This window comes from Psychrobacter sp. 4Dc, assembly GCF_002836715.1.
GTDB lineage: Bacteria > Pseudomonadota > Gammaproteobacteria > Pseudomonadales > Moraxellaceae > Psychrobacter.
In genome coordinates this window covers 20,555-33,305 of record NZ_PJAT01000093.1, presented here as the reverse complement: position 1 = coordinate 33,305, position 12,751 = coordinate 20,555, and the positions used below count along the sequence as shown (strand labels likewise).

At 41.4% G+C, this 12,751-nt stretch carries 8 protein-coding genes; 5 read left to right on the top strand and 3 right to left on the bottom strand.

Annotated elements, in window-relative coordinates; genetic code table 11:
- Positions 1-316: 316 nt before the first annotated feature.
- The gene (locus CXF61_RS07240) at positions 317-1,222 is read right to left on the bottom strand and encodes a LysR family transcriptional regulator (protein WP_165597711.1); all 906 of its coding nucleotides are present in this window, start codon (positions 1,220-1,222) and stop codon (positions 317-319) included.
- Between the two features lie 265 nt (positions 1,223-1,487).
- Here CXF61_RS07240 and CXF61_RS07235 point away from each other — a divergent pair, with 265 nt between their 5' ends.
- From CXF61_RS07235 to CXF61_RS07225, 3 genes are all read left to right on the top strand, one after another.
- Positions 1,488-3,194 (top strand): L-lactate permease, encoded by a 1,707-nt coding sequence (locus tag CXF61_RS07235; protein WP_165597710.1) that lies wholly within the window; start codon positions 1,488-1,490, stop codon positions 3,192-3,194.
- A gap of 32 nt (positions 3,195-3,226) precedes the next feature.
- Positions 3,227-4,993, top strand: coding sequence for a D-lactate dehydrogenase (gene dld / locus CXF61_RS07230; protein ID WP_165597712.1), 1,767 nt, complete (start codon positions 3,227-3,229; stop codon positions 4,991-4,993).
- Between the two features lie 318 nt (positions 4,994-5,311).
- The gene (locus CXF61_RS07225) at positions 5,312-6,994 is read left to right on the top strand and encodes an NAD-dependent malic enzyme (RefSeq protein ID WP_101205849.1); all 1,683 of its coding nucleotides are present in this window, start codon (positions 5,312-5,314) and stop codon (positions 6,992-6,994) included.
- A gap of 429 nt (positions 6,995-7,423) precedes the next feature.
- Here the strand turns inward: CXF61_RS07225 and CXF61_RS07220 are convergent, their stop codons facing one another.
- Both CXF61_RS07220 and CXF61_RS07215 read right to left on the bottom strand, forming a co-directional pair.
- Positions 7,424-8,683 carry a type II toxin-antitoxin system HipA family toxin gene (locus tag CXF61_RS07220; RefSeq protein ID WP_101211066.1) on the bottom strand — a complete coding sequence of 420 codons (1,260 nt, stop codon included), beginning with the start codon at positions 8,681-8,683 and terminating at the stop codon, positions 7,424-7,426.
- 18 nt (positions 8,684-8,701) lie between these two features.
- A complete protein-coding gene (locus CXF61_RS07215; RefSeq protein ID WP_160022929.1) occupies positions 8,702-9,007 on the bottom strand; it encodes a helix-turn-helix domain-containing protein in 306 nt (101 codons plus the stop codon).
- A gap of 987 nt (positions 9,008-9,994) precedes the next feature.
- Between CXF61_RS07215 and CXF61_RS07210 the strand changes: the two genes are divergently transcribed.
- Positions 9,995-11,575, top strand: coding sequence for a BCCT family transporter (locus CXF61_RS07210; RefSeq protein WP_165597709.1), 1,581 nt, complete (start codon positions 9,995-9,997; stop codon positions 11,573-11,575).
- 87 nt (positions 11,576-11,662) lie between these two features.
- Positions 11,663-12,691 carry an aldo/keto reductase gene (locus tag CXF61_RS07205; protein WP_165597708.1) on the top strand — a complete coding sequence of 343 codons (1,029 nt, stop codon included), beginning with the start codon at positions 11,663-11,665 and terminating at the stop codon, positions 12,689-12,691.
- The last annotated feature ends 60 nt before the right edge of the window (positions 12,692-12,751 follow it).

The following is a 12,751-nucleotide window of genomic DNA, read 5'->3' as shown; positions in this document are numbered from 1 at the left end:
TAATGATTTTATGATAATTGAAGGCTAATTTCATATCAGAACGACATTTTTAATGACTGTTGATGTCAAAATATTGTCGACGAGGTTGTAAAGCAGGACGTAAGCAGTGGTGTAGGATGAAAATCGCATTTAACGCATTTAATATGTAAGGCAGGCTATTATCCCTACCATTATTCTTACGTATAAATCCGTTGCCACATTCGAAGGTTTACACCTGTATCACACACCATCTTCCAACTGTGCTTATGTGCGTAAGGATTGCATTATCGAAGAATGCAGCTAGAGTGGACAAGCCTATTGACCTGTCTAAAGGTTATTAGCAGTAGTAAGCCTGTTTTTGATGTAATGATTCTCGCAGATGCGCTACAAGCAGTTTCAATTTTTGGTCCGGTTGCCGTGCTTTGGGGTAAACCGCATACATACCCATTTTCTTTCTTGTAAAGCGTTGCAAAATCTGGGTGAGCGTATTTTGCTGCATTTCTTCATAAACAAGTGCTTGTGGTAAAAAGGCGATACCTAGGTCGCTGAGAGTCGCTTGTTTAATCGCATTAAGATGATTGCTATGAAACCGCCCCTGTACAGGAAGCAGTTGTTCCGTGCCATCCATATATAGCGGCCATATACCATTCGCCGTATGATCAAACTTATAGACCAAACACTCATGACTCCGTAATTGTTCAGGGGTTTGAGGTGTACCGTGTCGCTCTAAATAGTCTGGTGTCGCACATATGACCCATTGGCTATCTATAAGGCGTCTTGCAATGAGTGATGAGTCTTCAAGCTCTGCTGTCCTTATCGCCAGATCAAACCCTTCTTCTATCAAATCAACCAATCGGTTGGTAATCTGTACATCTACTGATATTTCTGGGTGTTGTTTACAGAATTCGGCAATAGATTCGCTCAATATTAGATTTGCAGAGACCGCTGGCATGGTTATACGTATGTTGCCTTTCATGTCCTCACCATAGCCTGTCACGGCATTTTCAGCTTCCTGAAAGGCAGATTTAGCGATTTTAGCTTTGTTATAAAGCGTCCTTCCTGCATCGGTTAAGCTTAACTTTCTGGTTGTCCTATAAAGCAGCTGTGCGTTTAAGCTCTCTTCTAATTTTGCAATACGTTTGCTTACCACTGAATTCGTTAATGACAGCTTTTCAGCGACCCGAGAAAATGACCCTTCATCAACCACTTGGACGAATAAAACCATATCGTCAGCTTTGCCCATACTTGTTCCCCAATTGGTGTAATAGCTTTTGGATTATAGCAAAAAAAGAAAATAATATTATCCTTTGATGCAATATATCAATGTATTGACAAGGCGTAGAATATTTTAGGGAATTTTGAGGATTTGTTTATTTAACCATTCTATTAATCATGTCACTGACAGAGATTGTTTTCGGCTTCGTCTGACCGACAGCATGAAGTGATAAAAAAAATGCTTAGATGAAGTGGTTCAAGGAAGATTACACGATAAAAAAAGGATTATGATTTTGAATCAAACAATATATGGACTGTTGGCATTACTGCCAATCGTTCTCTGTGGTATTTTTTTGATAGGCTTGCAATGGTCAGCCAAAAGAACCATGCCAATCGTTCTGGCGGTTACGGCCGCGCTTGCCCTCTTTGTATGGGATATGACGCTTAATCGCGTGTCTTCATCGATTATTCAAGGAATGGTCATTACGGTTTCAGTATTGTGGATCGTATTCGGCGCTATTTTCTTATTGAATACGTTGAAGCATACGGGTGCTATTGCCGTTATTCGATCTGGCTTTACCAATGTATCGCCAGATAGACGGGTACAAGCCATTATTATTGCATGGTGCTTTGGCTGCTTTCTTGAGGGAGCGGCTGGCTTTGGTACAGCGGCCGCTATTGCCGCGCCTTTACTCGTCGCGATAGGATTTCCAGCGCTAGGTGCCGTGTTAATGGGAATGATGATACAAAGTACGCCTGTGTCATTTGGTGCGGTCGGTACGCCTATCGTTATTGGAGTAAACAAGGGATTAGATACAGTAGCCATTAGCACCCAATTGGCACAACAAGGACTAGAGTGGGGCGATTTTTTACAACTGATTACCAGCCAAGTAGCCGTTATGCATGGTGTCATTGGTACATTTATGCCACTTTTTATGGTGATGATGCTCACGCGCTTTTTTGGTAAAAATAAAAGCTGGAGAGAAGGCTTCGCTATTTGGCCATTTGCTATTTTTGCGGGTTTGGCATTCACAGTCCCTTATACCCTAACAGGTATTTTTTTAGGGCCAGAGTTTCCATCATTGGTCGGCGGTTTGGTCAGTATCACTATCGTTGTTAATGCGGCAAAACGTGGATTTTTAGTACCAAAAACCACATGGGATTTTGAACCGAAAAAAAGCTGGCCAAGTGAATGGCTTGGTAAGCTAATAGTTAGCAAAGAAGACATCACTCCTGCGTTGAGTGATAAAAAGATGTCCACGGTCATGGCATGGTTCCCTTATTTATTGGTTGCCCTTTTATTGGTGTGTTCTAGAGTATTAACAGGCTTTCAGTCTTTGCTGAACAGCGCGACAGTAGACCTAACCTCGATTTTAAGTGAGGCAGATATCAGTGCCAGTTTTAGTCCTTTATACTTACCAGGCGGCTTGTTATTAATCAGCGCCTTGGTTGCTGCGGCCTTTCAAACGAACAAACCTGTCAATGCACTAAACAATGCCTTTAAAGAATCAGGTAAAACTGTACTAGGGGCCGGATTTGTCCTTATTTTTACGATTCCAATGGTTAGAATTTTTATTAATTCAGGCGTAAACTTATCAGATGTGGCGAGTATGCCTGTCGCCAGTGCAGAGTTGTTTGCGGGTACTTTTGGTAGTGTTTTCCCCTTAATCAGTGCAACCATTGGTGCGTTAGGTGCCTTTATCGCGGGCTCTAATACCGTATCCAACATGATGTTCAGTCAATTCCAATACGAAGCCGCCATGAGCTTACATATTTCACCTTCTCTAATCATCGCGGCTCAAGCAGTTGGTGCGGCTGCTGGTAATATGATTGCAGTACATAATGTGGTGGCTGCATCAGCAACGGTGGGCCTACTCGGTATGGAGGGCGCCACACTTAGGCGTACTATTTTACCTACCATCTATTATGTGTTGTTCTGCGGGATTATCGTCATGGCTGCCATTTATATTTTTGGTTTTCAAGGGCCTTTAGCATCATGAGTGACACACAATCACCAAATAAAGAGCGTCATATGCCGTCATTAAATAGAGCTTCATCAAACCTTTTCTCATCAAATATAGCGCATCAAGACACACTCCATCCTGAGCAAGTGTTAGACAAGCTAACCCATTTACTGGGAGCCGGCAATGTACAGGCTGATCCAGAAAAAAACGAACACTATAGAATGGGGTGGCGTTCTGGCGGCGGCAGCGCTTTGGCTGTTTTGTTTCCGCAAACGCTGCTGGAGATTTGGCGTAGTCTAGAAATATGTGTGGAAGGCGACTGCATTATTATCATGCAAGCAGCAAAAACAGGGCTGACGGAAGGCTCAACCCCGAGCGGTAATGATTACGATAGACCAGTGGTTGTGATCAATACCCTTGCAATGAATCAGTTGTATTTGGTGAATGATAACGAGCAAGTGATTAGCTTACCTGGCGCCACGTTGCACCAATTGCAAAGTCAGCTTAAAGCCGTAAATAGAGCGCCTCACTCGGTCATCGGTTCATCGACGTTGGGTGCGTCAATTATTGGCGGTGTTTCTAACAATTCAGGTGGGGCTCTGGTGAAAAGAGGTCCTGCTTATACCGAGCTTGCTTTGTTTGCCCAAATAGACAAGCACGGTCAGCTAGTGCTGGTTAATCACCTAGATGTAGAATTGGGTGATACTCCAGATGAAATACTCACTAATCTACAAACAGGTAATTTTGATAAAAGAGCATTATCTGATACTGGTAAGATGGCATCTGATAAAGAATATATCGCCAGAGTCAAAGACGTTGATGCAAGCACACCAAGCCGCTTTAATGCGGATAAGCGAAGACTGTATGAAGCAAGCGGCTGCGCTGGCAAGCTTGCCGTGTTTGCAGTACGTCTTGATACCTATCCAACGGCTGTAAAAGAGAAAACCTTTTATATAGGTACCAACAGTGTGAGTGAGCTTGCACAGCTCAGAAGGCAAATATTATCAAGCTTCGATAATATTCCTGAAGTGGGTGAGTACATGCATCGTGATATATTCGATGTATCCGCTAAATACGGAAAAGACACGTTCTTGAGTATTAAGCATCTCGGTACCAATGCCTTACCTAGACTGTTTTCTATCAAAGGTGCTATGGATGCAAAATTCCATAAATGGCCATGGATGCCAAAGCATTTCACTGACAAAGTCATGCAGTTCATCGCCAATATATTTCCAAAGCATTTATCGAAGCGAATGCTAGAGTATCGCGACCAATATGAGCATCATCTCATCTTAAAAATGAGTGATGATGGCATAGCAGAAGCACAGGATTTTCTGAAGGTGTTTTTCGACGCTTCAAATACGGGTAACTATTTTGAATGTAGTCAAGAAGAGTCAGAAAGTGCCTTTTTACATCGCTTTGCCGCTGCAGGTGCTGCATTACGTTATGAAGTCATACATGAAAAAGACGTCGGCGATATATTGGCATTGGATATTGCCATACCACGTAACGAATTAGAATGGCTTGAAACGCTACCTAAAGACATTGAACAGCATTTGGAAAAGAAACTCTATTATGGACACTTCTTTTGTTATGTGTTTCATCAAGACTATATTTTGAAAAAGGGTAGTGATGCACATCTTGTTAAAAAGATGATGTTAGAGCTACTGAGCGCACGAGGAGCCAAATATCCTGCTGAGCATAATGTAGGGCATCTATACGAAGCAGAAACTGATTTGCAAAATTTCTATAAAAGCCTAGACCCAACCAATACCTTTAATCCGGGTATTGGTAAAATGTCGAAAACCAAACGCAATTGCTCGTGTTGTTTATAACTGAACTCTATAACTGATATTTAAAACTGGCCATGGGCTGATTATTTATCAGTAGCTAAGTAGCTAAGTAGCTAAATAGTTCAGTGTTTGTCCATTATAAATTGTTCAATACATCCTCAGAAGCACTGCCGATTGGTAGTGCTTTTTGATTATTTCTCGGTAAATGTATCAGTGACCTCGAGTTCAGAAGCACATTTATTCAAAATGATTTTGTTATCTATTGTTAAATACCAGTCGATGCTATGTATAATGCAGCACTAGCATAGCTTTCACTCAGTATGGCTTTCACTCATATGCCTTTAATAAGAAGATTACATTATGTCAAACAAGCGTCCTTTATATATTCCTGTTGCTGGACCCGCTCTTTTAGAGACACCTTTACTGAATAAAGGTAGTGCTTTTTCATCAGAAGAACGTAGTAGTTTTAATTTAACGGGGCTATTACCTCATAATATTGAAACGATTGAGGAGCAATCATTACGTGCTTATCATCAACTAAGCTCATTCACTGATGCGATGGATAAGCATATTTACTTGCGTAACATCCAAGATACCAATGAAACCTTATTTCATCATTTAATTGAGCAGCATATCGAAGAAGTCATGCCGCTCATTTATACCCCAACCGTTGGTCAGGCGTGTGAAAAGTTCTCGCAAATCTATCGTCGTAAACGGGGTTTGTTTATCTCATATCCTGAGCGTCACAAAATCGACGATATGCTACAAAATGCCACCAAACAAAACGTCAAAGTGATCGTTGTTACTGACGGTGAACGTATCTTGGGTCTAGGGGATCAGGGTATTGGCGGTATGGGCATTCCAATCGGTAAGTTGTCTTTATACACGGCTTGTGGTGGTATTAGCCCAGCCTACTGTCTACCTATTTTGCTGGATGTCGGCACCAACAACCAACAGCTGCTTGATGATCCTATGTATATGGGCTGGAGGAATCCGCGCATCTCTGGCGATGAATATAATGAATTTGTGGACTTGTTTATTCAAGCCGTTAAGCGCCGTTGGCCAGAAGTATTATTGCAATTTGAAGATTTTGCTCAGGAAAACGCGACCCCGTTACTGAATAAATATCGTGATCAGCTATGCTGCTTCAATGATGATATTCAAGGGACTGCTGCGGTATCGGTTGGTACTTTGATTGCAGCCTGTCTAAATAAAGGTCAAAAACTTAGCCAACAGAATATCGCATTTTTAGGCGCAGGATCTGCGGGTTGCGGTATTGCTGAGCATATTATTCGCCAAATGCAGCGTGAAGGATTGACTGAAGAGCAAGCTCGTAGTCAAGTGTTCATGGTTGATCGCTATGGCCTACTAACAGATGGCATGACAGAACTGCAAAAATTCCAAGAACCGTTAGTACAAAAGGAATCAGCTATTGCAAGCTGGGATAAAAGTAAGAAACTCGGCTTAGCGCAAGTGGTTAAACAAGCAAAAATCACCGTATTATTTGGTGTTAGCGGACAAAAAGGTCTGTTCACCCAAGAAGTGATCGAGTCGCTATGTGCTAATACTGAGCACCCAATTGTACTACCACTTTCAAATCCAACGTCTCGTGTGGAAGCAACGCCGCAAGAAGTCATGAATTGGAGTAAAGGTAAGGCAATTGTTGCGACGGGTAGTCCGTTTCCTCATACCACTTATAACGGTCAGTCTTTTGAGGTGTCTCAGTGTAATAACAGCTATATATTTCCCGGTATCGGTTTGGGTGTTTTAGCAGCACGTGCGACAGGTATCAGCGATAATATGCTAACGGCAGCAAGCCAAGCTCTTGCAGATATATCAATGGAATACGAAAAAGCACCTGGTGCCATCTTACCGCCGATCAAAGTTATCAGAGAGATCAGTGAAAAAATAGCGTATGCAGTGGCATTGCAAGCGGCTCAAGACAAGCTAGCACTACCTATCACATCGGAGAATTTACAACGCCGATTAAAAGCGAATTTTTGGTTACCTGAATATCGTAACTATCGCCGTACTTCTTTCTAGGTTAGAGATTAGATAGTTAGCTATTATCGATATTGCAAACACCATAAAAAATCACCTTAACTTGAACAGTTAGGGTGATTTTTTTATCTATGCATTAATATAAAACTACAAGGTCTGTATGGTCGCTTGTTTTGGTGGTGAGTTAGTCAACGCCTTGATAATTTCAGATATTTTAAAGGTATTCTAAGAAGTGTTAGTCGATACCTCTTAGAATACTTCTATCGTTAAGGTATGGAAGGTCAGGGTGTATTATCGACACGCAATAAAAAACCCTTGTAGCATAAGGCTTACAAGGGTTTAATCGGTACTAATCATATCTTAATTGGTGCGCCCACCACGCAACGACTAACTTAGCATAATCCTTTATTATTAAGGGATAAGGTAGTTAAGTATTTATTTTTAACAACAAATTTAACAACTTCTTAAGGTCTATTGATTTGCCATCCGATTGAGATTGGCTTTTATATCATGAATGACCTGATTTGATAATTCTTTCTCAATGTTATGATCTTTAATAACAGTCAAAAAGTCCTCAGCAACTGATGCTACCTGATCAATAATAGCTTGTGCCTTGTTTTGCTTAATATCAGCAAGTTTAGCCAACTTTAATAAGTGAGATCGGGTAGGGTATTGAGCTTCACCAGTCACATCCATTTGATGATAACCGTTCATACCTGAGTTATAAACGAGATCATAGACAGGCGACAATGACCACCTGCCAGCCTTGTCCATCATAAAAGAGAAGTTCTTGCTATGATCGTCTTTATTGTTAAAGATGACATTAAATACAGCATGTCTAAAACCCTCTTCTACAGCAACTTGTGATTGGGTCAACATACGCACGCAGCGTAAATACTGCAGATAATCTAATGATGGGATGCGAAAATCAATATCTAATAAACCTGCCAGCGTATGAGTATGAACGCGTTGATTGCCCATACGGTCAAAACGCTCAACCCCAAAAGCAGCATGTTTTTCACCGATATCAAAATAATGATGCGCAGGCATGTTTAGGCCTGCTTGCTTAGCCATATCAGCATAAATTGACTCTAATAGGCAAACGCTTTTATGCTCAGATTGGGCAGGAAACTTAATCAGCCACGGCGCTGCGGATGGCTGTTCGCTTTTTAAGTCCGTAGTAATAAACTCGGTTGCTTCATCATATAGGACAAGTGCTTTTGGTCTTGCACCTTGTGGTGAGCCGCCGATAACGATGAGCTCAGCCAGTATGTTGCTATCTTGTCCGGATAAAATCGATTGATTGGCAGCGGCCAGTTTGGCTAAAGTAAAATCATTAATATCGATATCAGCGCCTGATAAATCTTGTTGTGGCTCAAAACTAAGTGCTCCCATTGCTGAATTACCAATATAAGCGAGGCGATCTAAAACATTGATTGACGTAGCATGAGACATTGTTTTTCGAAAGAACCTATCCATGAGCAGCATTCCCCAACCATCAGGTAAGCTGTCTGATAATAATCCGCATAGGTAATGGCTCGACGCATGAGTACCATAATAAGGTGCTGATCGTAAGGGCATCTCAATTGGTGATAACTCCAGTCCATCAGTCAGCCACGCCGCATCATAGCCAAAGGTAGGGCGTCGTCCATCCATCGTTAATTTACCGATAAGACGTTTGTCTCCGAATCCTTGGTAGTAAATATTGACGATTGATATCGGTTGATACATTGAGGTGGCTACCTTATATCAGCTTTTATTTGAGGCGCGCAAGCGTGGATTTTGTTTAGCGATAACATCTTCTATATTGGTAGGCACTACATCAAATAATTCAGAAAAGTGATTTACCATGCCAAGAGCCATAGCGAGCCTGATTATATTGTCTAGTGTACCGCCCTGACCAGACTCAATACGAGCAACAGTACTGATGCCAGTACCAGCCTTATCTGCTAAAGCGGCTTGTGTTAAGTTTAATGCCAGTCTCTGCGTTTTTAAGCGTTCACCTAAAATCTGAGAAATTTCACTTGGCGTATAAAAATCAAATCTTATGTTCATAATATAATCATTCATATAAGAGTGTTAAAATACTATTTTAGCACTTAGTCATTCAAATATGAATTCTTGTTTTTATAAAGCTAATAATTAGAAAAAATACTTGCAATAAGTACCTGTTCTTTACATAATCCTTTCACTATAAAAAAAGTGGACTTATATATACAAGTATTTCGAGAACCAATATAGCTGGCCACACTTTAAGCTTTTTAACGGTTAGTATTATCAGCGTTTGTATCAATCCCAATGCGCTTACGCCTGAGTGACCCCTGCCGTCAAACCCCAATATTAACAACATCACCTAAGAAAAGTGGATTTTATACATCAGTCTTCTGCACTATATAAACAATAGCATTTAGGTGATTTTCGAATCATTAGAGTAAAAGAATTCCATGGTAAGGGATAGGTTAATTATATTTTGGACACCATAATATTGAGGTGTTTATCACCCAACAAGTTATAGTTTAGATTAATATTTGGTCTACTCTAGCATTGAGTAATTCTTTGCTATCGATATTAATTTTAAAGCTATCCCCTAATAAAAATAAACAGTAAATAGAAAATTCGTTAAAATTATAACCCCTAAATTTAATGTCTACGGATTCGACAGCAGAGGTCGGTAACAAGAGGTTGAGCCATCTAGCTTAGTATATTTATAATTACTGTATTGTATTTAACTATGACATCACTACGATTTTGATATTTGAGAATAATTACTCTACAGCTATTTACTTTCCAGTAACCTCTTTCATAAATACTACTTAATACATCTCTGGCCAAAAAATTAATAGTGACAAGCTATGAAACATAATTTTGGGCAATTTTCATATCTATTAATACTCATCTTAAAGCGAACCTCTCTCTTAACAAATATCCTAATATTTTGTGGCATTACTTTTAGTCATGGTTGACAGACTTTATATCATTTTCCAATGGTCTGTGATTTGGAGTAATCTTGACCGTAATCAGAACCATAACAAGGAAGTTTGTATGGCAAAATTACGACCAGTGACTTTTTGGCCCGCATTTGTTTGCTTGGTATTAACCGTCGCTTACACACTCATTGATAAACAAAATTTTATCACGGGCACATCAAGCCTAAACACGATAATCATGACTAACCTTTCTTGGTTATTCAACCTTAGTGCTTTATTCATGGTGTTTATCGCAGCGTACGCCTTTTTTGCCCCAATCGGGCGGGTACGTATTGGCGGCGAAAACGCCTCTCAAATGCTGACCCCATTTCGTTGGTTTGCCGTGTCGCTAACCACAGTTATTGCAATGGGTATTCTATTTTGGTCTGTTGCCGAACCAGTTCTACACTATCATGAGCCCCCCGCATATTTAGGCATAATCCCTGAAAGCCCTGAAGCGATGCGCTTTTCGATGTCTACTATCTTTGTACATTGGACGATTACCCCTTATTCAATTTATACGGTTGCTGGTTTGGCATTTGCCTTAGCATTCCATAATCTTAAGTTACCATTTTCTATTGGTTCGATGTTACGTCCAATTTTAGGGCGCTGGGTTGATGGTGTTGGTGGTCAGATAGTTGATGGTTTAGCGCTATTTGCTGTCGTACTGGGTATGTCTGCCACATTGACTTCTGGGCTATTGGTGATAAGCGATGGCATGGAGTCTGTACTAGGCATTCAGAAAAGTACCACTGGGTATGCAATTATCGCTATCGTCATTATAGGGGCTGCGCTTATATCTGCTGCGTCTGGACTGCACCGTGGTATCCAAAACCTTGCTCGAATCAACACTTGGCTCTACTTTGTAGGCGCTATATTCATATTTATTGTGGGTCCTACTACCTTTATCTTGTCGCTGGGTGTTGAGTCGCTAGGGGTTTATCTTTCTGACTTTTTCGCACGCAACTTAGTAACAGGCGCTTCTGGCAATGACCCATGGCCAGGTTGGTGGACAGTGGCTTTCTTTGCCAGTTGGTTTGCTTGGGCGCCACTAAGCTGTCTGTTTCTTGGAAAAATTGCCCGTGGCTATACCGTTCGTCAGTTCATCATGGTCAATCTGCTGTTGCCATCTGCTTTCGGCTTTGTATGGTTCAGTATATTCAGCGGTTCTTCATTGTTCTTTGATACCACCATGGGCGGCATTATGTACCAAGCTTACCAAGACAATGGTTTTGCTTCGGTGATTTATGTGCTGTTCGATCAGTTACCTGGTAGCACTATACTCAGCGCGCTATTCATATTTGCCTGCTTTATCACCTTTGTGACAGCGGCCGATTCGACGACCGATGCGATTGGAGGTCTGTGTATCCAAGGCGTTGATGCAGAAAACCTTACGTCTCCTATATGGGTAAAAACGATTTGGGGCTGTGCCGTGGCCTTTGTCGCTTGGATAAGTGCGAGCTTTATCGGTACTGATGCCATCAAGATGTTGTTCAATTTGTCCGGTGTACCCGGCATGTTGATTGTACTGGGTGCAGGCTTTTCATTCTTGAAGCTGGCCCGTAGGGTTGAGATTAATGGGGATATTGTTGAGTTAAAGCCAACGCTATCAACTGACGTAAGGAAAACTAGTGAGCCTTCACGCTCAATAACGTAAACAGAGTGGCAGTAAAAACACGTTCAAAAATGCGGTAACCATACTATCTAGTAGAACTATATCTACGACTACCTTTAAGGATTAAACATGCAATACGTCAAACTCGGACAGTCTGGCCTAAAAGTATCTCGCCTTTGTCTTGGCACCATGAATATGGGTTCAAAAGAATGGAAACCTTGGATCTTTAACGAAAAAGAAAGTGAGCCGATCATTGCACATGCGCTCGATATGGGTGTTAACTTCATCGATTTAGCCGACTTTTACTCTCTTGGCGCTGGTGAAGAGGTCGTGTGTAATGTATTGCGCCGTATCGCTCGTAGAGATGACTTGGTTATCACCACTAAAGTGGGATATGCCATGAGCAATGACATCAATGCACAAGGGCATTCACGAAAAAACATTTTCAATGCCATTGATAACTCATTAAAGCGTATGGGCATGGATTATGTCGATATCTATATGCTGCACTACTTTGATACTGAAACCCCAGTAGAAGAAACAATGGCAGCACTGAACGACATCGTATTAGCAGGCAAGGCACGATATATCGGTGTTTCAACTATGTACACTTGGCAGCTGGCCAAAATACTACAAGTTTGCGATAAAAATGGTTGGGCACGTCCAATCAATATGCAGTTGCAATTGAACTGTGCGTACCGAGAAGAAGAGCGAGAAATGATTCCGTTCTGTATGGATCAGGGCATTGGTGTGTCGGTTTTCAGTCCTTTAGCGCGCGGTATCTTAACCAGTGACTTGCAATCAACTCGCAATCAGACGGACTTCTTTACTGCAGAGATGTACAACGATCAGGCTTCTAAAGATATCGCACATTCAGTGGCCAAAATTGCCAATGCGCGTGGCTGCTTACCTGCACAAGTAGCACAGGCTTGGGTTTTAAATAAACCTGAAGTGTCTTCTATGTTGGTTGGCGCCGACACAGTGGCGCAGTTTAATAGTGCAGTGGCAGCCGTTGAGATGAAACTTACTGTTGAAGAGATATATGAGCTTGAGCGTAACTACACACCTTGCGACCTGATAAACGACTATACGTCAGGCAAGCGCATTCCACGTGTTGCTCGCCCAGAAAAATTAACTTTTATGGATCAAGTAGTTTAGATGTGTTGGACTTTAAAAGCTATGGAGAGGACAGACGACTAAGCAGTCTTTAGTGGCAGA

What these genes read in the sequence shown, in the direction of transcription:
- CXF61_RS07210 (WP_165597709.1), top strand. Translation starts at nt 9,995, where the DNA reads ATGGCAAAATTACGACCAGTGACTTTTTGGCCCGCATTTGTTTGCTTG.
- CXF61_RS07240 (WP_165597711.1), bottom strand. Translation starts at nt 1,222, where the DNA reads ATGGGCAAAGCTGACGATATGGTTTTATTCGTCCAAGTGGTTGATGAA.
- CXF61_RS07205 (WP_165597708.1), top strand. Translation starts at nt 11,663, where the DNA reads ATGCAATACGTCAAACTCGGACAGTCTGGCCTAAAAGTATCTCGCCTT.
- CXF61_RS07220 (WP_101211066.1), bottom strand. Translation starts at nt 8,683, where the DNA reads ATGTATCAACCGATATCAATCGTCAATATTTACTACCAAGGATTCGGA.
- CXF61_RS07225 (WP_101205849.1), top strand. Translation starts at nt 5,312, where the DNA reads ATGTCAAACAAGCGTCCTTTATATATTCCTGTTGCTGGACCCGCTCTT.
- CXF61_RS07215 (WP_160022929.1), bottom strand. Translation starts at nt 9,007, where the DNA reads ATGAACATAAGATTTGATTTTTATACGCCAAGTGAAATTTCTCAGATT.
- dld (WP_165597712.1), top strand. Translation starts at nt 3,227, where the DNA reads ATGCCGTCATTAAATAGAGCTTCATCAAACCTTTTCTCATCAAATATA.